Below are 20,308 nucleotides of genomic sequence, written 5' to 3'. Positions count from 1 at the left end.
GGTTTGCTTTTTCCCGGCCATCCACTACCAATCGGAGACCATTCGACTGGATAGACCATGACCGCCCTGCCCCTCGATCCCGCCCGTATCCGCGCCGAATTCCCCGCCTTTGCCGAGCCGTCCCTCAAGGGCCAGGCCTTCTTCGAAAATGCCGGCGGCTCCTATACTTCGCGCGCCGTACTGGCCAAGCTCGACCACTATTATCGCGCGACCAAGCTCCAGCCCTATGGCCACTATCCGGCCTCCCAGGCGGCCGGCGCCGCGATGGATTTGAGCTTCGAGCGCCTCGCCCAGGCCCTCAACGTCACCGCCGACTGGATCCATTTCGGCCCCTCCTCCTCGGCCAATACCTATGTGCTGGGCAATGCCTTTGCCTTCTGGCTCAAGCCGGGCGACGCCGTCATCGTCACCAATCAGGATCACGAGGCCAATACCGGCGCCTGGCGCAGGTTGGCGAAAATGGGCGCCGAAATCCGCGAATGGCAAGTCGACCCCCTGACCGGCCGCCTCTCCCTGTCGGACCTCGACAAGCTGCTCGACAGCAAGGTCAAGCTGATCGCCGCGCCGCATTGCTCCAATGTCACCGGCGAGATCAACCCCGTCGCCGACATCGCCGCGCGCGCCAGATCCATCGGCGCCGTCACCGCCATCGACGGCGTCAGCTACGCCCCCCACGGCCTGCCTGACCTCGCGGCGCTGGGCGCCGATATCTATTTTTTCTCCGCCTACAAGGTCTATGGCCCCCATCAGGGCGTCATGGCCGTACGCCCGGAGCTGGCCATGTCGCTGCCCAATCAGGGCCATTTCTTCAACGACGACAAGCCGCGCTACCGTCTGACCCCGGCCGGCCCCGACCACGCCCAGATCGCCGCCGCCTCCGGCATCGCCGATTATCTCGAAACCGTGGCCGCCATTGCCGGCAGCAATGTCGAGGGCACGAGCCCCTTCCGCCGCGCCCACGCCGCCATGCGCGCCCAGGAAATCGCCCTGGCCACGCCCCTGCTCGACTATCTGCGCAAGAAGAACTCCGTCCGCATCATCGGTCCCGACGACCCCGCCCTGCGTGCGCCCACCATCGCCCTCGGGCTCGCCGAGCCCGCCGCCACCGTCGCCGCGCGCCTGGCGAACCACAACATCATGGCCGGCGGCGGCCACTTCTACGCCTATCGCCTGCTCGAAGCCGTCGGCATCGCCCCCAGCCACGGCGTCCTGCGCCTGTCCTTCGTGCACTACACGACACCCGAGGAGATCGATCAGTTGATCGCCGCACTGGACGAAGAACTACCTTAGGTTCGCGCCCACCATATCTGCCTTCCCCTTATATAAAACTGGCCGACCGAAAATGTTTCGGCTTGGAGCGACCCGAAGGGTCAAATCGCTCCAGTGGAGCGATTTGAGTGAACAAGGCCATGAGGGCTGTGCCCGAATGGCTGGATCAAGGGTGGGGGATGTTTGGCCCCGATATCCGGGCCAACCGCCACCCCCTCCCAACCTCCCCGTCAAGGGGGAGGAGCCGCGCGGCGGACGTGGCGAGGTCGTGCCAGCCTATATGCGATAGCCCTCCCCACAAGGGGGAGGGAGACGACTGAAAAATCTCGCCCACAACCACCGAGCCCCCATGTCCCGCCCCGTCGCCGCCCTGCTGCTCCTGATCTGCACCATGCTCTGGGGCTTCGCCTTCATCGCCCAGAAATCGGCCATGGATTCCATGGGTCCGCTGACCTTTGCCGGGGTGCGCTACCTGCTCGGCGGCCTGCTCGTCCTGCCGCTGGCTTTGTGGGAGCGCCGCCGCCGCACCGCACCGCTGACCGGCATACATTGGGCCTTCATCACCGCGATGAGCCTGGTCTTCTTCATCGGCTCCTGGCTGCAGCAGGCGGGCCTTGCCACCACCACTGCCACCAATGGCGGCTTCCTCACCGGACTCTATGTCTTCTTCGTGCCGCTGCTGGGCTTTCTTATCTTCCGCAGCCGCCCGCATCCCATCATCTTTTTCAGCGTACCGCTGGCCCTGATCGGCATCTACTATCTCAATGGCGGCGGGCTCGACAGTTTCAGCCAGGGCGATGGCCTCATCGTCAGCAGCGCCATATTCTGGGCCATGCACGTCATCCTGCTCGGCCATGTCGCCCGGGCCACCGGCCTGCCCATCTTCGTCTCGGCCGTCAGCTTCCTCGTCGCGGGAACGGTGGCCCTGGCGCTGGCCTTCATCATCGAGACCCCGAGCTGGGACGGCATTTCCGCCGGCTGGATCGAGATCGCCTATGCCGGCATTCTCTCGACTGCGGTGGCCTTCACCTTCCAGGCCATCGGCCAGCAATATGTCCCGCCGGCCAATGCCGCCATCATCCTGTCGGCCGAAAGCCTGTTCGCCGCCATCGGCGGAGCGCTGTTGCTGGGCGAACGCCTGCCCCCCATCGGCTATGCCGGCGCGGCGCTGATCTTCGTCGCCATCCTCGCCGTCGAGGCCCTGCCCCCACTCTGGGCCAGGCGCCAGGCCCATGTCGCGCGAACCACCAACTGAGGCTGTCCCCAGCCATCTCTCCAACCACCGCGCGTCACCCTCGGGCCTGACCCGAGGCTCTGTACTTACCGAACGCTCAGCAAGTGGAACACCCTCGGGGTCAAGCCCGAGGGTGACGATCGCGTTGCCGGGGCGGCCTGCCTACTCCTGATACCGATACATCCGGTACGTCTTGCACACCACAAACACCACGCAGCCTTCGAGCACGATCTCGTCCTCGCTCACCTGGGTAATCGTGCCGCCGGCCGTCTGCCCATAGATATGCAGGTCGCCCTTCCACTCCTGGGGGCCGGTCTGCGCCGCGTGGTCGATCAGCAATGTATTGAGATAGGGCAGGTTTTCCTCATTGTCGGCGCCATTGCCCAGCCAGATCAGCGTGCCGCACAATTGCGTGCCGTCGCCGCACATCTCCACCGAATAGCGAGAATCCCGCATTTCGATTTCCCATGTGCCCACCGGCGAGGCCAGTGCCGGCTGGACCAGCAGCGCCAATGCACCAAGCACGAAAACAGATTTACCCATCGCAACAAAACTCCACGCTGTGGATAACCAGCCTGCCACCGCCAAGCTGAACTGCAACTGAACGATATCTGGGCGGACCCGTCACCTCCGCGTCATACAAACTCGCTAAGCGTTCAGGCGTTCCCGGCCCATCCCCCATGTGGCCCGGACCCGCCGCGCCCCACGTCCCCAACGTCGCGCCCGGCTTTTGGAGAGTGCGGCCGCCAACCCCGGCTCTCCCGCCGATCCAGTCGGCATTCTGGCCGCCCCGGTTGGGCGGCCTCTTTTTTGTGGAGCACCCGGTTTTCCGCTCGCGTGGATCAGGACGCTCCGGCACAACGGAACCATGGCCAAGCTCTATTTCTCCTATGCGGCAATGAATGCCGGCAAGTCCACCTTGTTGCTGCAGGCTGCCTACAATTACCGCGAGCGCGGCATGCGGCCGCTGCTCTATACCTCCTCGCTCTATGTCGAGAACGGCGTCGGCCTCATCGCCTCGCGCATCGGCATTTCCGAGCCCGCCTCGCTCTATGGCGCCGACGACGATCTCTACCAGGCCATCCGCGAGGAGACCGAAAGCGGCAAGATCGATTGCGTCTTTGTCGACGAGGCCCAGTTCCTCACCCCCGACCAGGTCTGGCAGCTCGCCCGTGTCAGCGACCGGCTCAAGATCCCGGTCATGTGCTTCGGCCTGAGGACCGATTTCCAGGGCAAGCTGTTTCCCGGCTCCATGCAACTGCTGGCCATTGCCGACGAGCTGCGCGAAATCCGCACCATCTGCGAATGCGGCGCCAAGGCCACCATGGTCGTGCGCCAGAGCGTCGATGGCCGCGTGCTCACCGATGGCGAGCAGGTATCGATCGAAAAATCCGTCTATATCTCGCTGTGCCGCAAGCACTGGGAAGAAGCGGTCGGCCGCTGGCCGGTGAAAGGACCCTAAAGCGTTTTCAGCAATAGTGGCCACGGTTTTGCGGTTCGAAAACGCGACACAACAAAGGACTTGAACATGCTGTCGGATTCCACCGAACCCAAAGGCGCGCTGACCATCCGCACCCTGGCCATGCCCGCCGATACCAATCCGGCCGGCGATATTTTCGGGGGCTGGGTGATGAGCCAGATGGATATTGCCGGTGCCATCGCCGCCGTCGAGCGCAGCGGCGGCCGCGTCGTCACCGTGGCGGTCGAAGCGATGACCTTCATCGCCCCGGTCAAGGTCGGCGACATTCTCTGCGTCTATGCCAATGTCGAGCGCGTCGGCACCACCTCCATCACCATTTCCATGGAAGCCTGGGCCCGCCGCAACCGCATCGCCGACCGCGTCAAGGTCACCGATGGCCGCTTTATCTATGTCGCGCTTGACGAAGACGGCTCCAAGCGCCGTATTCCGCCGCAGGCAACCTGAACGATTCCGTTCAGCCAGCGTTCAGGCGCGGCCCGCTAGAACCGCTCACAAGGGCGATGCCGCCAGGCACCGCCAAGTTACGACAATGACTCGACAATTTCCGGGGGGCCGGAACTCTTTTCTTCGTCTCCCCGTTTCTTGAGCAAAGGCTGGCTGCCGTAAAGCGTCGTCCCATCCCGGGACCGGCTGGACCAGTACATGAGGAGCGTTAGACATGAACCGCCATACCCGCAGGATGTTGCTCAACATCGCCACCGGCGTCGCCGTTGCCGCCACCGCCGTCGTCGTGTTCCTGCCGGCTGCCTATGCGGCCCCCGGCGTCGTCACGGGCAATGTCAACGTGCGCTCCGGCCCCGGCACCAGCTACGGCGTCGTCGATGTCGCGACTCGCGGCACCCAGGTCGATGTGCAGCAATGCCAGGGTTCCTGGTGCTACATCAACAAGTCCGGCCCCGACGGCTGGGTTTCGGCCAGCTACCTGAGCGCCGGCGGGCGGCCGGTCAATCCGAGCCAGCCGGGCCTCTCCTTCGGCTTCACCATCGGCGGCCCCAACGGCCCGCAGATCAGCATCGGCGTCGGCAATCAGCCCCAGCCGCGCCCGCCGGTCGTCCGGCCCCTGCCCGAGCCGGTCTTTAGCGAAGTCTGCTTCTACGACCGCACCCGCTTCCGCGGCACCAGCTTCTGCCTCGAATCGGGCGATAGCATCCGCAATCTGGGCGATTGGGCCGACCGTATCTCCTCGGTCGAGAACGACGATGGCCTGCAGGTCCAGGTTTGCTCGGAGAGCAACTATCGCAACTGCCGCACCTACACCACCAGCGCCTCCTCGCTGGGCGATTTCGACGACTATATCGTCTCGGTTCGCGTGCGCTGATCGCGCCGCCTGACCATCTCAAGGGCGTGGCTCCGGCCGCGCCCTTTGCTTTGCCCTTGGAGGCCGTCCCCTGCCGCGCTAGTGTGCCCTCCGTTGACACGTCTCGAGGTACTGCCATGCGTCGTTTCGGCCGCCTTCTGACCGCCCTTGCCGGCATCATGATCCTGGCAACGGCCTCCGCCTTCGCCGCCTCGGAGTCCGGCACGCATGCCTGGAGCAGCGATCCCCTGACCCTGCGCAACGGCCCCGGCCTCGCCTATGACGTCACCGGCCAGATCGCTGCCGACCTGCCGATCAAGGTGCTGCGCTGCGAGGACCTGTGGTGCGCCGTGGATGGTCCGGGCGGCCACGGCTGGACCGGCAAGCAGTTCATTGTCTTCGGCCTCACCTCCACCGACTGGCCCGGCGGCGTCCACCCCGATTACCCGTCCGGCGGCAGCATGTGCTTCTATACCGGCGCCAATTTCACCGGCGCCGAATTCTGCTTCGGCTCCGGCCGCGTCATTCACGACCTGGCTTTGCTGGGCCTCGACAACAGTTTCTCCTCCGTCAGGGTCAACGGCGCCTCCGCCGCCGCCTGCCGCGACCGCGGCTTCCAGAGCTATTGCGAGCGCATCATCGCCGACCAGCCCGCCCTCGACCCATACCTGCGCCGCGCTTTGTCCTCGATCCGGGTCTACTGAGCCCGCTGCTGCGTCACAGCCTGTGGCCTCGCTATTGCACGACACCACCGACGGGCTCTATCCCCCGTTCATCTTCGCGCCCCATCCCGGCCACTTCCGCCTGCCCCGCTAAACACCCCGTTCAGCAGCAGTTCAGCCGCAATACTGTCTATTCCCCCTCAGAACAGGCGAGCTTCACGCTCACTGCAAGTCAAACGAGGGTATCTTCAAAATGAACGCCAAGCACATCACTGCTCTGTCTTCCGGCGCCGCTATCGTCCTGCTGTCGACTGCTGCCGCCTTTGCCCAGCCCGGCGTCGCCACCGGCGCCGTCAACGTCCGCACCGGTCCCGGCACGTCCTATTCCAAGGTGGGCACGCTCAGCACCGGCGAGCTCGTCGACGTCAAGGATTGCCAGGGCTCCTGGTGCTTTGTCGACCGCAATGCCGGCACCGACGGCTGGGTCTCTGCCAACTACCTCAAGCCCGCCGCCGCCCAGCCGGCGCCCGCCCCGTCCGAACCCGAAATTCCGTTCAACTTCGGCGTCACCGTCGGCCCCGGCGGCCCCTCCTTCTCCTTCGGCATCGGCGATGCCCCGCCGCCGCCCCCGGCTCCCGCCACCCCCAAGGTCTGCTTCTTCAAGAGCACCAACTTCGCAGGCAGCAAGTTCTGCGTCAGCCCGGGCGACAGCAATTCGCACCTGGCCGGTGGCTGGAACGACTCCATCTCCTCGGTCAGCGTCGAAGGCGGCGCCCAGGTAACGGTCTGCAAGAATTTCGGCTATGGCGGCTCCTGCGCCACCATCATCAATTCCAAGCCGTCGCTCAGTTCCTACAACAACGCCATTTCGAGCTTCCAGGCGCTCTGACCGCGCCCGCTCCCAGGCCTGGCGCCGCCCTTCGGGGCGGCGCTTTGGCGTTCATCGCGCCGATGGATTTCGCGCCGGCCCCGCCCTACCATGCTTTGATCCGGCCGAGTCTGTGAGGAGACGTTGAGGCCAGCTTTTTGGGGGAAACCATGCCACGCATATCCGAATACTATTTCCGCAGCGCCATTCTGTTCCTGATCGTCGGCATATCCGTCGGCATCCACATGGAGATCAGCCAGAACCACAACGTGATCGGCGCCCATGCGCATATCAACTTGCTCGGCTGGGTCACGTCAGCGCTGTTCGGCGGCTATTATGCGCTGAACCCGGCCAAGGCCGCCGGTCGCCTGCCCATGATCCAGTATGTCGTCTATACACTCGGCGTGGCCATGATGGCGGTGTCGCTCTATCTGCTGCTGGCTGGCAATGAGGCTTTGGGGCCGGTTGTTGCAGTATCCTCGCTGGTCACATTCATAGGCGTCCTGCTGTTCGCCTGGGTGGTCTGGACACCCGCCCGCGCCTGAGCCGACCCCCAACCCAGGCGCCGTCCACCCACTGGACGGCGCCTGGCCTTCGGCGCGAAAAAACCATGCCAGCCATGGTGTTCACGCCGCTGCAATGCCATTACCTTGGCCAAACCATCCGACACCAGAGTTGCCAAATGACCGAGTCCATCTTCGCCAATATCGTCGCCGCCATCGGTGCCGTCGCCGTCGCTGTTCGCCACCGCGGCGATGGACCGCGCCCGGCCGTCTATGGCGCGGCCCCCGTCATTCCGGCGCCCAAGGCCCAGGGCAGCATTCCGACGCTGAAAATGCCCACCGCCAAAGGTTGGGAAAACGGCCGCACGCCCACGCCGGCCGCCGGCCTCAAGGTCAATGCCTTTGCCACCGGGCTGGTTCATCCCCGTAACATCCATGTCCTGCCCAATGGCGATGTGCTGGTCGCCGAATCCATGGGTGAATCGGGCAAGCCCAGCTCGCTGTTCGATCACGCCATGTCGAGCACCATGAAGCGCGCCCGCGCCTCCGGCACCAGCCCAAACCGCATCACCCTGCTGCGCGACGCCGATGGCGACGGCATTGCCGAAATCCGCCACCCCTTCATCACTGGCGTCCGCCAGCCCTTCGGCATGGTCCTCATCGGCGATACGCTCTATGTCGGCGCCAGCGACGCCGTGCTCGCCTATCCCTATGAACCCGGCGCCACCAGCATCACCGCCCCCGGCAAGAAGCTCATGGACCTGGTCCCTGGCGGCCACTGGACGCGCAATCTCATCGCCAGCAAGGACGGCAGCAAGCTCTATGTCGCCGTCGGCTCGCTCACCAATATCGGCGATGCCGGCATCGCCGCCGAAACCAACCGCGCCTGCATCCACGAGCTCGACCTCGCCTCCGGCCAGTCGCGTATCTTCGCCGGCGGCTTGCGCAATCCCGTCGGCATGGCCTGGGAGCCAGCCTCGGAAACGCTGTGGACCGTGGTCAACGAGCGCGACGGCCTCGGCGACGAAACCCCGCCCGATTACCTGACCTCGGTGCGCGATGGCGGCTTCTATGGCTGGCCCTATTCCTACTGGGGCGTCGTCGATGACCGCGTCCCCCAGGATCCCGCCCGCCCCGCCGCATCGCAGGACCATCCCGACTACGCCCTGGGCGGCCACACCGCCTCGCTCGGCCTCTGCTTCCTACCCGAGGGCACCCTCCCCGGCTTTCCGTCAGGCATGGCCATCGGCCAGCACGGCTCCTGGAACCGCAGCAAGCTCAGCGGCTACAAGTTGACCTTCGTCGCCTTCGCCAACGGCAAGCCAACTGGCACACCGCGCGACCTCCTCACCGATTTCCTCTCCCCCGACGAAAAACAATCCTACGGCCGCCCCGTCGGCGTCGCCCTCGCCACCGACCAGTCCGTCCTGATGGCCGACGACGTCGGCGACGTCATCTGGCGGGTGACGGGGGCATAGGAGCAGTTCGTCGCCCTCATCACGCCGGTCGGGCAGCGACCTCGGCCGGCGTGGCTCACCGCTTCGCCAGCTTCATCGCCTCGGTGATCCTGACGGTCTCGACACTCACTCTTGCCACCCGTCCGATCAGATCAACTACCCTCTCCTTGTAGTCGGCGAACCGATAGGTGTTGAACTCATCGCGGATCGTCGGATCCCTGGGTGTCTTTTCCTTGTGCTGGTCCAGTACCCATTCGACGCCCGAGCGATTGCCAAGCCGATAGGTCCACGCCTCGGCCGGCACGCCGCTCAACTGTGTCTCGCTGTCGAGCCGCACCATCCCATTATCCCTGTCGACCTTGAGCATCGCCCTGGGCGCCACGCCCGCCAAACGCGCTCCTTCGTCTGCCATGTCGAGACGCATCAGCGGCCAGGGCTCCGCATTTTTGTAGTCGATATGCAGCGCCATCAGTTGCTCGCCCCATGCCGCCCATTGCCAGAAGTCGCGGTAGAACGGAATGCGCGGAAATTCACGCTTGAGGTTCAGCGCATATTTCTCCCGATAGACCGGATCATGCAGCACGCCATAGACATAATGGAAGACATCGTCCTTGCTGAGCGGACGCTTGCCTTTCTTCGACGCGCTTTCCGCGCCGGGGTGACGGCGCCTTCCCCTCCGCACCCCCCACCGGCTCCCCTTCATCCGCGTCCAGCCGCGCAGGATCAAGCGCGCCGTTGACGCCATAGGCCCTAATGAACTGCCTCAGCCCCCAGTCGGTGATGTTGTCGATCCGAACGCCGTCTTTGGTGAAGCGATAGCGTGCTACCTGCTGATACCCGTCAATTGCCGCTCCAAAGTGGAGATCGGCTGGCCCATCTACCGCAAGAATGCAGATGTCCGAGCGGGCGCCCTTGTCGTTAAAGCAGATCGCCTGATTTTTTTCGTCCTGCGGAAACGCCTCGGAACTCCAACCCGGTCGGTCAACAAACAGCGCCGATTGGTAGTGCCACTTGGCAGTAAATGGCCGATATGACGCCAGCCTGAGACGCCCGGCCTCGTAAAGTTCTTTCTGGCCCGCAGCCTTTCGGCGCTTCAGACTCTCGGACCACTTTATGTCCGACGGGTACTCCGCCGCATTTGGGGAAACCTTGTCGTAGCGCTCCGCGAGAAGCGACACCTTGCGATTGAGAGTGGCGCGATCAAAATCGTAAAGCCACTCGTCGCGATTGGTGGAAACGCCCAGAGAATAGGATTTGAAGATCGCACGCTCACGCGACGCCCAGGTCGCAGCTTTTGTCTCCTGATTGGCTACGGGAAGAAACTGCTCCCAATCACCATCGGGGACGTCGCTCCAATTCGCATTTTTGTCAGGCTCCACCCGAGAAAAGTCGATGGATGCTGCATTGTGGCTCGCCAGAAAGTTCAGCTTGTCTTCGGCATCCTCCGCTCGCGGCCTGCCGGCATAGAATATTTTCCCACTGCCTTTGTGCGAACGCCTGACGAAGAAGGCGATCGCGACGCCCGTCCCTATCCCGAATACGTTTCCACCCCCGGCATCGTCCTTGCGCTTCCAGTCCCCGCCAAGGTCGACGACGTACACTTCGGAAAACTCGTTCACGACCGCCCTTCGAAATCCGTCATCCTGGCGAGAATCGACGAATGCTCTGTTGGTGATGAAGGCAACTACGCCCTCGTCACCCAAACGGTCGGAGGCCCAACGAATAAAGCGCTTGTACATGTCATATTGCTTGGTCTTCTGCGCCGTTGACTGCGCGATATAGGTCGCCTTGATCGCCGCATCGATATGCGGATAGGCCCTGTTCTTGTTGTTGTCGTTCTCGTTCTGCTGGTTCGCATTGTAGGGCGGGTTGCCGATGATCACAGAGATTTTGCGCCGGTTCTGTCGTTTCACCCGTTCAATATTCTCGTCGCTCAGCCCCGCAAACAGGTCATGCTGGTGCCCCCGCTTGATCCCCAGTCCACCGATATTGTCCAGCGTGTCCACGAAGCACAGGTTGGGGAACTCGACATATTGCCCGGTGATTGCGGCATAGGTGGCCTCAATGTTCAGATTGGCCACGTAGTAGGGCAGGATCGCCACCTCATTGGCATGCAGTTCATCCCTGTATTTCTTCGCCAGCTTCCCCGGCTGCCCGCGAAAATGCTCCAGCAACTCGCAGATGAAGGTGCCCGTCCCGGTCGCCGGATCGAGGATTTCCACACCCTCGTCGATCAGCGCTTTGCCGAAATGCTTCTGCGTCAGCCAGTCCGCCCCATCCACCATAAATTTGACGATCTCGTTGGGCGTATAGACAACGCCGAGGCGGTCGGCCTTCTTGGCGTCATAGACCTTGTAGAAGTTCTCATAGATGACCTTCAGGAACGCCTGCTTCTCGCTGTGCTGCGTGATGATCGCCGCGTTCGAACGGATGGTTGCATAGTATGGCCGTAGCGCCGTGAGCGTCTGGCGTTTCAGCGTTCCTGTGAAGAACTGCGTCTCGAGGCGGTACAGTTCCCGTGCAATATTGTTCTTCTGGTGGAAGTCCGGATCGTCGAAAACCTGGCTGAAAATCTCTTCGGTCAGAATATGCTGGATGAGCATTTCCCGTACATCGGCGTCGGTAACCGCCGGATTGATTGTGTCCCGCGCATGGTCGAGAAAACGGCCGGCGGCGTCCCGAAACGTCGCGTTGCTGCCATAGGCGCCATCAATCCCATCGCGCAGCGCCCCAAGCACGGTCGGCAGGTCGGACTTGAACTGCTCCACTGCTTTGCGGAACTCGGCGATTTCGGTGCGTTCATAGCTGAAAAACAGGCCGAGCAGGCGCAGCAGTTCATCCCCATCCGACATGCGACACCGCATGACCGGTTGTCGGTTCTGGATCAGCACTGCCTCGCGTGAATCCTCAAACAGGATATTGTCCTGCGGATAGCCACAGCGCAGCTTCTTGTCGATCTCGCTGTCAAGATCGTCGGCCTCGTCCTTGGCCTCCCAATAGCCGAACGGCACTCGCAGCGCATGCAGGATCGTGCCATCCGGCCGCACCCGAGTCTTCTGCGCGGAGAGGAATTCATATTGTGCCGCAAAGACCAGGTTCTTCTGCCGCGACCACCCCTTGAGCAGGTCCTTGAAGGCCTCGCTGACCACCCCCTCGGTCGTGGTTCCCGACACCTGTTTTAGTCGATCAATCTCATTGAAATACTCAAGAACTAAAGCTCTGCTCATGGCGCGCTCCGCGCCAATTCAAATTCACTGGATAAACGAGGCGCGAATAAACGTCATTTGTCGATATCAATCGCAGCAACAATTCATGGGATTATTTATGAATCTACACCACGCCTGATAACCAAAATTTCCAAATCTCGAAAGGCGGCAAGCGGACTTACTTAGTTTACCAAATTCGCCACTGAGAACGTCATTATTGGTAAACGACCCGCAATCACTTTCCCTTGCCGCCTACAATACCTTCCTGCTACGGCTCTATACCTCCGCCTACCGGACTCCCCCATGCTGCCCTGGATCAAGCTCGATGAAACCACCATGCCGGGCGGCGGGCCGCTCAGGCTCATGCAGCGTGGCACCGAATTCTCCATCATGTCGGGCACGATCGAGCTGATGAACAGCCGCCTCAGCGGCTCCGAGGAGCAATTGGCCACGCTGTCGGCGACCCGCCTTGCCGGCCGGGCCGGGCTGCGCATCCTGATCGGCGGGCTGGGCATGGGCTTCACCCTCCGCGCCGCCCTCGACTGCTTCGGGGCCGATAGTGAAATCGTCGTGACCGAACTGGTGCCGGAGGTCGTCGCCTGGGCCCGCGGTCCGCTGGCCGCCATCCATGGCGCCAGCCTCGACGATCCCCGCGTCGGCATTCATCAAGGCGACGTGGCCACCGCCATCGGTGCCGGCAAGCCGTTCGACGCCATCCTGCTCGATGTCGATAACGGGCCCGACGGCCTGTCGCGCCCCGCCAATGACCGGCTCTACAGCGCCGGCGGCCTCGCCGCCGCCAGGGCGGCGCTGGCGCCCGGCGGACACCTGGCGGTGTGGTCCTCCGCGCCCGATGCGAAATTCACCCGGCGCCTCCGGCAGTCGGATATGACCGTCGAGGAAATCGCCGTTCGCGCCACGCGCTCGGGCAAGGGCGGCCGGCATGTCATCTGGTTTGCCACCAGACCCGGCCGCCGGGCCTGATCTTTACTTCACCAGCGGAAACAGCGAACGCAGCTTTTCCTCGCGCAGCCACAGCGCCACCCACACCGCCACGCCCAGATAGATGGAAAACAGCGTGTGGCTGAACAGCGGGTTGTCGACCCGCAGATTGGCCGCCAGCGCCGCGCCCAGCAGCCCCGTGGTCAACACCGCGCCCAGCAGCGCCGTGCGCGGAATGAGGAACAGGATCACGCATCCCACCTCGATACAGCCGATCAGCACCAGATATTTCAGCGGCCACCCCACCACTTCCATGGCGTCCGTGGCCGCCGCAATGCCCATGAATTTCGGCGCCGCCGAAGCGATGGCCAGAAACAGTCCGATCAGCCCACTAAGAACCCAACCTGCAATCTTCATTTCACTCTCCCGATGACGGCCCTCTGCCGCCCCATGCCCTCACGACGACAGGCCGGGCGCCGTTTCGACACCCCAGCCGCCAATTTTTCCTTGCCATTCCTGACTCCCCCTGTCAGCAGCCCCCGTTCCCTCTCCGTTCGAACCCCGATATGCTCTTCGGAACATTGCACAACCGCGCCTCGTTCCCCATCTGAGTCGCCTCCCCAGATCGCGAGCATCCCATGGCCGACAAGTCCGCCCGCCCGGGCAAAGCTGATTTTTCCATCGACGACTTCCTCGGCGAGATCGAGAAGGCCGAGGATTTGGCCGCCAACAAGCCGCTTTATGCCGAGCGCATGCGCAACAAGCGCGCCCTCGACCGCGCCGACCAGAAGCTGGCTGCCGAAGCCGCCCAGGCCGAGGAGGATGCGCGCAAGGCCCTGGCGACCGCCGAAAAGAAAAAGACCGCCCTCGAAAAGCGCCGCTCCACCAAGTCCAATAACGACACCGCTACCGGCATGTCTGCCCGGACCAGCAAGACCAAGATCAACTCCGTCGACCGCATCGATTTCGACGGCATGGGCGAACCGGCCCAGGCCGGCTTCGGCCACATGCCGTCCGACAAGGCCCTCTCCGCCCGCGACATTTCCCGCGCCGCCGCGGCCGATCCCGAAACCCTCGGCAAACTCCGCGATGCCCTCGCCAGTGCCCGCTCGAAATCCGGCTCCAGCCGCACCGTCGAAGATGCCCAGACCGTCGGTGTCACCGCCACGGTCAAGGCGCTCGAACAGATCATCCTGCATGGCCGCAAGGAGGTGGAGGGCTCCTCCCCCTGGGTGCCGCACAAGGCCGCCAACCTGCTCGAAAAGCGCGCGCCGTCGCGCCCCTTCCGCATGCAGACCGACTACAAGCCGGCCGGCGACCAGCCCACCGCCATCGCCGAACTGGTCGAAGGCATCAACAATGGCGAATCCGACCAGGTCCTGCTCGGCGTCACCGGCTCCGGCAAGACCTTCACCGCCGCCCAGGTCATCGCCCAGACCAACCGCCCCGCCCTCATCCTCGCCCCCAACAAGACCCTGGCCGCCCAGCTCTATGGCGAGTTCAAGTCCTTCTTCCCCGACAATGCGGTGGAATATTTCGTCTCCTACTACGACTATTACCAGCCCGAGGCCTATGTCCCGCGCACCGATACCTATATCGAGAAGGAATCCACCATCAACGAGCAGATCGACCGCATGCGCCACTCGGCCACCCGGGCGATCCTCGAGCGCGACGACGTCATCATCGTCGCCTCCGTCTCCTGCATCTACGGCATCGGCTCGGTCGAAGACTACACCGCGATGACGATTGATGTTCAAAAAGGCCAAAAGATCGACCAGCGTGAGCTGCTCGCCAAGCTGGTGGCCCTTCAATACAAGCGCGGCGACACCGGCTTCGTCCGCGGCACTTTTCGCGTGCGCGGCGACACCGTCGAGATTTTCCCCGCCCACTATGAAGCAGCCGCCTGGCGCGTCTCGCTCTTCGGCAACGAGATCGAGTCGATAGTTGAGTTTGACCCTCTTACGGGCAAAAAATCCGCCGACCTCACCTTCATCCGCGTCTTCGCCAATTCCCACCACGTGACGCCGCGCACCACGATGAACCAGGCCATCAAGGCCATCCGCGCCGAGCTTGCCGCCCGTCTCCAGGAGCTCAACGGCGCCGGCCGGTTCCTCGAAGCCCAGCGCCTCGAACAGCGCAGCCTGTTCGATCTCGAAATGATGGAAGCCACCGGCTCCTGCGCCGGCATCGAGAACTATTCGCGCTACTTCTCCGGCCGCAAGCCCGGCGAGCCGCCCCCGACCCTGTTCGAATACCTGCCCGATAATGCCCTGGTCTTCGTGGATGAATCCCACGTCACCATTGGCCAGCTCGGCGCCATGTATCGCGGCGACCTGCGCCGCAAGGCGACCCTGGCCGAATACGGCTTCCGCCTCCCCTCCTGCATGGACAACCGCCCCCTCCGCTTCGAGGAGTGGAACGCCATGCGCCCGCAATCGGTCTATGTCTCGGCCACGCCCGGCTCATGGGAAATGGACCAGACCGGCGGCGTCTTCGCCGAACAGGTCATCCGCCCCACCGGCCTCATCGATCCCCCGGTCGAAATCCGCCCGGCCAAGGCCCAGGTCGATGATGTCGTCGATGAAATCCGCCAGACCAATGCCAAGGGCTACCGCACCCTGCTGACCGTCCTCACCAAGAAAATGGCCGAGGACCTCACCGAATACCTGCACGAACAGGGCATCCGCGTCCGCTACATGCATAGTGACGTCGACACCATCGAGCGCATCGAAATCATCCGCGACCTGCGCCTGGGCGCCTTCGACGTCCTCGTCGGCATCAACCTCCTGCGCGAAGGCCTCGACATCCCCGAATGCGGCCTCGTCGCCATTCTCGACGCCGACAAGGAAGGGTTCCTACGCAGCGAAACCAGCTTGATCCAGACCATCGGCCGCGCCGCCCGCAACGTCGACGGCAAAGTCGTCCTCTACGCCGATAGAGAGACGGGCTCCATGACCCGCGCCCTCGCCGAAACCAACCGCCGCCGCGAAAAGCAACTGGCCTACAACGAGGCCAACGGCATCACCCCGCAGTCGGTGCGCTCCAACATCCACGACATCGTGGACTCGGTCTACGAACAGGACCACGTCACGGTCAGCATCGGCAAAGGCAAGGACGGCAAGGAACAGGTCGCCGTGGGCGCCAACCTGGCGGCGGTCATCAAGGACATGGAAGCCCAGATGCGCGAGGCGGCGACGAACCTTGAGTTCGAGAAGGCAGCGAGGCTGCGCGACGAGGTGAAGCGGTTGAGGGAGATGGAGTTGGATACGTTGAGTGGGGAGGTTAGCTGAAATCGAAGGCCCGGTGAAGACTCGTAGGAGAGCGGCCCGAGATAGGAACTAGTTAATAAACTTGCGCTTCCCTACATCCACGCTTCATATTAACCTTAGGCTAAGGATACTTAGGAGGTGGGGTATGGCGCAGTGGCGAGTTGAGAAATCTTCCGAAAAAAGCGCTCTGACAACTGTTGGTGAGGGTGAGGTCGAGGTGCTGCCGCCAGGCAACTTGAGGGTACTCGACGCTGGCGCCGACCCCCGTCGATACCTGAACAGCATGCGCAGCCGGCTGGGCTTTCTGGCGAAGATGCGCACCGATCGAGAGACAGAGCGGGAAATTCGACGCATCACCGGAGAAATGACGGCAGAATTGTTCAACGCGCAAAAAACTGTGGTGCTGGATAGGCTTACTGCCAGCGTTGCGCTCGAGAAAAGAGAGACACTTCGTTTGTTCATCGAGCAAGCTGTTCAGGGCGATGAAGCCGTCCGTCGGCAGTTGGAGTCTGCACAGAAGCAGATGACAGGCGCGGCCGAAGAAGAGGCGGTAATCGTGCTCAAGGAGAAAACCGCAAAGATCAAAAGCATTCAGGCGAGGCGGGACGCCGGCGAAGTTGCCAGCAACGACTGCGACGACATGGTCTCCCTCTACGAAAGAAATGCAGAAGGACTGCTAACGGCAAAGTTCGAGCGCATCACCAAGCTCTCGCAGAGCTATGAAGACCACTTCATGCGGGCGCTCAAGATGTACGAAGAGCGCAACCACAAGGTCACCGACCGGCTTCTCGGTGATTGAACAGCGCCGCGTAGCAGTCCGCAAGTTCCATGATCAGAAGTAGCGCAGGGCTTTCGTCATCGAGCCCACTCGTGGCCTGCAGCTGAAAAAAGAGCTCAGCGCGGGCCTCCTGATGCGGAGTCAAGGAAACAAAGGCCGGATCGGTCCTCAAGCGATTGACCTGGGCCCGCGTTAAGGGACCCAGGGCAGGATGAGCATCGAGACCAATGGTGCTGATTGAAGCGGGTTGCATACCGCATTGTGCCGGCGGCATGGTTAACAGTTGGTTACGGAGGCCTCTGGCTTGTTGTCGGCAATATTCTACACAATAGCTGGCATTGATACGCATGCGATGAAGCAGTCCACGCGTGTCGACCAGATTTGGGGCGTCCAACTGGGCATCTCGTTGCTGCTGACCTTTATCGTGGTCGCGGCAGCCACCTATGCATCAGTTTCATACTTTGTGCCGCATTATCCAATCAGCGCAGCTATGGCTTTGGTGGTCGCGACAATCGTTGTGCTGTTCGATCGCGCCTTGTTCCAGGCGGACTGGTTCGAGATGGGCGTTCTAACCGAGATTTCCAACGAATCGGAGGCCGGAGTTTGGCGCCTCGTTGTTAGATACCTACCCAGATTCTTCAAGATATGTGCCCGCTTGGGCATTTCGGTGCTGCTTGCGTTTACGGTGTCGACGATGGTCGAACCGGCAGCGTTTGGAGGAATGATCCGCGATCTGCTTGAGACAGAAAACGAACTGGCCAATGCGGAATACCACGATCAGGTTGGTCGTTTAGAGGCGGACCTTACTGACCGCAAAGGTGAACTGGAGACGCAAATTGATATGCTTAGCCAACGCGTGTCCGCTGAGGCACTCATTGATGGCCCTAGGTCTATCGAAGTTCCTGCCGAGCTAAACTCCCAGAAACTGGGGATCGAGTCCGAGATTGACGGACTGGTTCAACAGATTGACCGACTTGAGGAAGAGAACAGGCAGCTTAAAGTTGACATTGCTTGCGAAATGACCGGCTGCAAAAGCGAGGAATATACCGGCGTTCCCGGGTGCCCTCCCGGGTCAAACTGTTTCCAGTTTCAATTGCGCCTGCAGAACAACCAGGATCGCCTCCAAAGTCTCAACGAAGATCTCAGCAAGGCCAATACTGGACTTGACGCTGTTGTTGGCAATATCGAAGCCGCTAAGAACGACGCGGTCTTGTCGCCTGACGAGGTGCAAGGGATCCGTGACCAGATTGTCACCCTAAGCGCAGATCTGGCAGCGCATAACGCGGAAAGGCCACTCCTTATTCGATCACTGGAGAACAGGCTTGTTGAGACCGGGGTGTTTGTCCCGCTAAGGGATGACCCGATAGTTCGGTTGGCGGCCCTTGACCGGTTGAAGGCCGATCCAGAGAACGGCGCTACGGTCGCCTACTTGGAATGGATATTGAAGGCTTTTGTAGCATTCCTTGAAATCGCACCAGTCGTTGCGAAGATGTTCTTTTCGCCACCCAGTGCCTATGCAGCACTGGTCCGGCTTCAAATTTTGGAGAAGCAGGTCAGTGCGCGAAGCAAATCACGAGAGTTGGTTGATCGGGAGCATCGTGAGCGTGATACCGCAGAGGATGCACTGGAGAAGGTTCGTGCCAATGCTCGAACGCGCGCCAGTGTAAATATAAGACTCGACGACATCGACAACACGATCCCCATGCCGCGTATGAGCCGAGGCAGCAACGACGCTTGACAGCCCGCTTATCGACAGATCGACTCGCACGGCACGCCGTCCCCATCGCCATCCAGCGCCCCGCCCCAACTGCAATTGGCCAGATACCGCCGCGCTTCCCGGCATGACCCGATCTGCGAGCAATAGCGCCGCGACGGACAGGACGCCGCCGTCTGCCGCTGCACAACCCCATAGCCCGGCTGGTTCCGCGTCGGTACCGAAATTGCCGGCTCCACCGGCGCCCCAGTCAGGTACCGCTCGCTAACCCAGCCAATCCGCCCCTGCGCCGAGATCAGCACCCAGCCGCTCCGCCGCTCCCCGGCCAGCACCCTCGTATTGCGCGGCAAACTCGTCAGCACGCGCCCGCTGGTGCTCGGCGCCTCGCGCAGGTTGAGGCTGTTGGCCGACACGAACAGCGTCGCATCGAACCGTGGCGCCGCCGGAATATCCGCCCGCACCACAGCCTGCCCGCCTGCCGGATCGACCCTCGCCGTCACCGGCGTATCGGTGCCCCCGATGATATTGCCCAAAGCCGCCAGCACCATGATGCCAGCAAGCACCCAGAACAGTTTGCGCATGCCCCCTCCGCCCGAACCATCGCGCGGCGCCACCTCTCTGTCCAGTCAGCCAGCCTCAGCCCGCCTCTCGCTGCCCCACGCTCCCATCCCCCCTTCCGTCCTCTTCCGTCCTCCATCCTCATCCTTCCCTCCTCCTTCCCCCTCCTCCCTCTCTCCTCCCTCTCTCCTCCCTCCATCCTCCATCCTCCCTCCCGTCTTCGTTCCTCCCGTCTTCGTTCCTTCCTCCCGTCATCCTTCCTTCCTCCCTCCGTCTCCACCGCCCACCCTCCCTCGTGTTGCAAATAGGTCCTAATTGCAACACAGTGCCACCTCACCCCGATGTCACCCCGGCCTTGAGCCGGGGCCCATCCCGAGATCAAGCCGCAGCCGCAAGGTGGATCGTCCGGCCACCGGACAAGCCCCCCACCTCAGGGTGTCATCCCGGTCAAGGCCGGGATGACACCGTGTTCGGGGCGGCAACTGGAAAAAGCAAAAAAACCTATCCCCTACCCCCGCGCCGCCCTCCCTGCCGCATTCGCCCGGCCTCACTGCGGCGGGCAGGCCGCGATGAGCCGTGCGAACTCCGCCTAGGCGGCATCGGTCGTGTAGCGGGCCACCTCGACCCCGTCGACCAGCACGGAAACCGGCCCCGTCAGCAGCGCCGCCAGGTCCGGTCCGAAGCTGGTCATGGCGTCCACCGCGAAGCGGCCCTGCATTTCGGTGCCGCCGGCCGCCATGGTGACGCGCCGCTCGCCATCGGCCAGTGCCAGTTCACCCGGCGCGGCGCCATCCGCCGGCGGATCGATGAAGACGGTGATATAGACCTCGGGAAAACCCTGCTGGCAGTTGAGGGCGAAAAGCGGCAGGCCCTGCTCGATCCAGGACAGGTCGAAATTGACGAAATCCGCCTCGATCCTGTCTTCCTGCAAGTGCCAGCCGCCCAATTCCGCCTCCTGTGCCCCGCCCTGGCTCATCGCCGCCAGCATCAGCCCCATCGCCAGTCCGCCGCGCCACAAACCCATCGCACCCCTCCATCCGTCACCCCACGCCAGCCCGGCTGCGCGAGATA

Annotated in this window: 19 protein-coding genes; 13 read left to right on the top strand and 6 right to left on the bottom strand. The window is 62.7% G+C overall.

Features of this window, described 5'->3' with window-relative positions:
• Window positions 1-57: 57 nt before the first annotated feature.
• Window positions 58-1,290: an aminotransferase class V-fold PLP-dependent enzyme gene (locus tag ASD80_RS05770; protein WP_156460345.1), complete on the top strand. Its 1,233-nt coding sequence runs from the start codon at window positions 58-60 to the stop codon at window positions 1,288-1,290.
• A 328-nt stretch (window positions 1,291-1,618) separates the two neighbouring features.
• Complete coding sequence (locus ASD80_RS05765) at window positions 1,619-2,524, top strand: DMT family transporter (protein ID WP_056230251.1); 906 nt, start codon at window positions 1,619-1,621, stop codon at window positions 2,522-2,524.
• Window positions 2,525-2,665: 141 nt separating this feature from the next.
• Here ASD80_RS05765 and ASD80_RS05760 read toward each other — a convergent pair whose 3' ends face one another.
• Window positions 2,666-3,046 (bottom strand): DUF2147 domain-containing protein, encoded by a 381-nt coding sequence (locus ASD80_RS05760; protein WP_082555088.1) that lies wholly within the window; start codon window positions 3,044-3,046, stop codon window positions 2,666-2,668.
• A gap of 325 nt (window positions 3,047-3,371) precedes the next feature.
• Here ASD80_RS05760 and ASD80_RS05755 point away from each other — a divergent pair, with 325 nt between their 5' ends.
• The 7 genes from ASD80_RS05755 to ASD80_RS05725 all read left to right on the top strand — a co-directional run bounded on the left by ASD80_RS05755 (window position 3,372) and on the right by ASD80_RS05725 (window position 8,791).
• Window positions 3,372-3,965 (top strand): thymidine kinase, encoded by a 594-nt coding sequence (locus tag ASD80_RS05755; RefSeq protein WP_056230245.1) that lies wholly within the window; start codon window positions 3,372-3,374, stop codon window positions 3,963-3,965.
• Window positions 3,966-4,031: 66 nt separating this feature from the next.
• Window positions 4,032-4,427 carry an acyl-CoA thioesterase gene (locus ASD80_RS05750; RefSeq protein ID WP_056230242.1) on the top strand — a complete coding sequence of 132 codons (396 nt, stop codon included), beginning with the start codon at window positions 4,032-4,034 and terminating at the stop codon, window positions 4,425-4,427.
• 214 nt (window positions 4,428-4,641) lie between these two features.
• The gene (locus ASD80_RS05745) at window positions 4,642-5,301 is read left to right on the top strand and encodes an SH3 domain-containing protein (protein WP_082555087.1); all 660 of its coding nucleotides are present in this window, start codon (window positions 4,642-4,644) and stop codon (window positions 5,299-5,301) included.
• A gap of 116 nt (window positions 5,302-5,417) precedes the next feature.
• The gene (locus tag ASD80_RS05740; RefSeq protein WP_056230236.1) at window positions 5,418-5,984 is read left to right on the top strand and encodes an SH3 domain-containing protein; all 567 of its coding nucleotides are present in this window, start codon (window positions 5,418-5,420) and stop codon (window positions 5,982-5,984) included.
• A gap of 211 nt (window positions 5,985-6,195) precedes the next feature.
• Entirely contained in the window at window positions 6,196-6,831 is a 636-nt protein-coding gene (locus tag ASD80_RS05735; protein WP_056230234.1) for an SH3 domain-containing protein, read from the top strand.
• 149 nt (window positions 6,832-6,980) lie between these two features.
• On the top strand, window positions 6,981-7,355 hold the full coding sequence (locus tag ASD80_RS05730) for a hypothetical protein (protein ID WP_056230230.1): 375 nt from the start codon (window positions 6,981-6,983) through the stop codon (window positions 7,353-7,355).
• Between the two features lie 137 nt (window positions 7,356-7,492).
• On the top strand, window positions 7,493-8,791 hold the full coding sequence (locus tag ASD80_RS05725) for a PQQ-dependent sugar dehydrogenase (protein ID WP_056230226.1): 1,299 nt from the start codon (window positions 7,493-7,495) through the stop codon (window positions 8,789-8,791).
• A gap of 55 nt (window positions 8,792-8,846) precedes the next feature.
• On the opposite strand, the gene ASD80_RS19170 is transcribed toward ASD80_RS05725, so the two are convergent.
• Entirely contained in the window at window positions 8,847-9,353 is a 507-nt protein-coding gene (locus ASD80_RS19170; protein ID WP_082555086.1) for a type ISP restriction/modification enzyme, read from the bottom strand.
• The gene (locus tag ASD80_RS05720; protein WP_082555085.1) at window positions 9,343-11,997 is read right to left on the bottom strand and encodes a type ISP restriction/modification enzyme; all 2,655 of its coding nucleotides are present in this window, start codon (window positions 11,995-11,997) and stop codon (window positions 9,343-9,345) included. Before ASD80_RS05720 ends, ASD80_RS19170 begins: the two co-directional genes overlap by 11 nt.
• A 282-nt stretch (window positions 11,998-12,279) precedes the next feature.
• Here ASD80_RS05720 and ASD80_RS05715 point away from each other — a divergent pair, with 282 nt between their 5' ends.
• A complete protein-coding gene (locus ASD80_RS05715) occupies window positions 12,280-12,960 on the top strand; it encodes a hypothetical protein (protein WP_056230223.1) in 681 nt (226 codons plus the stop codon).
• Window positions 12,961-12,963: 3 nt separating this feature from the next.
• Here ASD80_RS05715 and ASD80_RS05710 read toward each other — a convergent pair whose 3' ends face one another.
• Window positions 12,964-13,335, bottom strand: a complete 372-nt coding sequence (locus tag ASD80_RS05710; protein ID WP_056230220.1) for a DoxX family protein — start codon at window positions 13,333-13,335, stop codon at window positions 12,964-12,966.
• Between the two features lie 335 nt (window positions 13,336-13,670).
• Here ASD80_RS05710 and uvrB point away from each other — a divergent pair, with 335 nt between their 5' ends.
• From uvrB to ASD80_RS05690, 3 genes are all read left to right on the top strand, one after another.
• On the top strand, window positions 13,671-16,208 hold the full coding sequence (gene uvrB, locus ASD80_RS05705) for an excinuclease ABC subunit UvrB (protein ID WP_413813363.1): 2,538 nt from the start codon (window positions 13,671-13,673) through the stop codon (window positions 16,206-16,208).
• Between the two features lie 124 nt (window positions 16,209-16,332).
• Window positions 16,333-16,986, top strand: coding sequence for a hypothetical protein (locus ASD80_RS05700; protein ID WP_056230214.1), 654 nt, complete (start codon window positions 16,333-16,335; stop codon window positions 16,984-16,986).
• 331 nt (window positions 16,987-17,317) lie between these two features.
• The gene (locus ASD80_RS05690; protein WP_156460344.1) at window positions 17,318-18,703 is read left to right on the top strand and encodes a DUF4407 domain-containing protein; all 1,386 of its coding nucleotides are present in this window, start codon (window positions 17,318-17,320) and stop codon (window positions 18,701-18,703) included.
• An 8-nt stretch (window positions 18,704-18,711) separates the two neighbouring features.
• Here ASD80_RS05690 and ASD80_RS18935 read toward each other — a convergent pair whose 3' ends face one another.
• Together ASD80_RS18935 and ASD80_RS05680 are read right to left on the bottom strand one after the other, a co-directional pair.
• The gene (locus ASD80_RS18935; RefSeq protein ID WP_056230204.1) at window positions 18,712-19,260 is read right to left on the bottom strand and encodes an SH3 domain-containing protein; all 549 of its coding nucleotides are present in this window, start codon (window positions 19,258-19,260) and stop codon (window positions 18,712-18,714) included.
• A 566-nt stretch (window positions 19,261-19,826) separates the two neighbouring features.
• On the bottom strand, window positions 19,827-20,261 hold the full coding sequence (locus tag ASD80_RS05680) for a hypothetical protein (RefSeq protein WP_156460343.1): 435 nt from the start codon (window positions 20,259-20,261) through the stop codon (window positions 19,827-19,829).
• Window positions 20,262-20,308: the final 47 nt, after the last annotated feature.

Origin of the sequence: Devosia sp. Root635 (assembly GCF_001427605.1) — a bacterium.
Taxonomy (GTDB): domain Bacteria; phylum Pseudomonadota; class Alphaproteobacteria; order Rhizobiales; family Devosiaceae; genus Devosia.
Note: the sequence above shows the minus strand (reverse complement) of the source record. Positions and strands in the feature narration are given on the sequence as shown.

Coding starts and splice junctions, on each gene's coding strand:
- ASD80_RS05700 (WP_056230214.1), top strand. CDS start 16,333: ATGGCGCAGTGGCGAGTTGAGAAATCTTCCGAAAAAAGCGCTCTGACA.
- ASD80_RS05680 (WP_156460343.1), bottom strand. CDS start 20,261: ATGGGTTTGTGGCGCGGCGGACTGGCGATGGGGCTGATGCTGGCGGCG.
- ASD80_RS05745 (WP_082555087.1), top strand. CDS start 4,642: ATGAACCGCCATACCCGCAGGATGTTGCTCAACATCGCCACCGGCGTC.
- ASD80_RS05755 (WP_056230245.1), top strand. CDS start 3,372: ATGGCCAAGCTCTATTTCTCCTATGCGGCAATGAATGCCGGCAAGTCC.
- ASD80_RS05740 (WP_056230236.1), top strand. CDS start 5,418: ATGCGTCGTTTCGGCCGCCTTCTGACCGCCCTTGCCGGCATCATGATC.
- uvrB (WP_413813363.1), top strand. CDS start 13,671: ATGCGCAACAAGCGCGCCCTCGACCGCGCCGACCAGAAGCTGGCTGCC.
- ASD80_RS05725 (WP_056230226.1), top strand. CDS start 7,493: ATGACCGAGTCCATCTTCGCCAATATCGTCGCCGCCATCGGTGCCGTC.
- ASD80_RS05770 (WP_156460345.1), top strand. CDS start 58: ATGACCGCCCTGCCCCTCGATCCCGCCCGTATCCGCGCCGAATTCCCC.
- ASD80_RS05735 (WP_056230234.1), top strand. CDS start 6,196: ATGAACGCCAAGCACATCACTGCTCTGTCTTCCGGCGCCGCTATCGTC.
- ASD80_RS05760 (WP_082555088.1), bottom strand. CDS start 3,046: ATGGGTAAATCTGTTTTCGTGCTTGGTGCATTGGCGCTGCTGGTCCAG.
- ASD80_RS18935 (WP_056230204.1), bottom strand. CDS start 19,260: ATGCGCAAACTGTTCTGGGTGCTTGCTGGCATCATGGTGCTGGCGGCT.
- ASD80_RS05720 (WP_082555085.1), bottom strand. CDS start 11,997: ATGAGCAGAGCTTTAGTTCTTGAGTATTTCAATGAGATTGATCGACTA.
- ASD80_RS05750 (WP_056230242.1), top strand. CDS start 4,032: ATGCTGTCGGATTCCACCGAACCCAAAGGCGCGCTGACCATCCGCACC.
- ASD80_RS05690 (WP_156460344.1), top strand. CDS start 17,318: ATGAAGCAGTCCACGCGTGTCGACCAGATTTGGGGCGTCCAACTGGGC.
- ASD80_RS05715 (WP_056230223.1), top strand. CDS start 12,280: ATGCTGCCCTGGATCAAGCTCGATGAAACCACCATGCCGGGCGGCGGG.
- ASD80_RS05710 (WP_056230220.1), bottom strand. CDS start 13,335: ATGAAGATTGCAGGTTGGGTTCTTAGTGGGCTGATCGGACTGTTTCTG.
- ASD80_RS05730 (WP_056230230.1), top strand. CDS start 6,981: ATGCCACGCATATCCGAATACTATTTCCGCAGCGCCATTCTGTTCCTG.
- ASD80_RS05765 (WP_056230251.1), top strand. CDS start 1,619: ATGTCCCGCCCCGTCGCCGCCCTGCTGCTCCTGATCTGCACCATGCTC.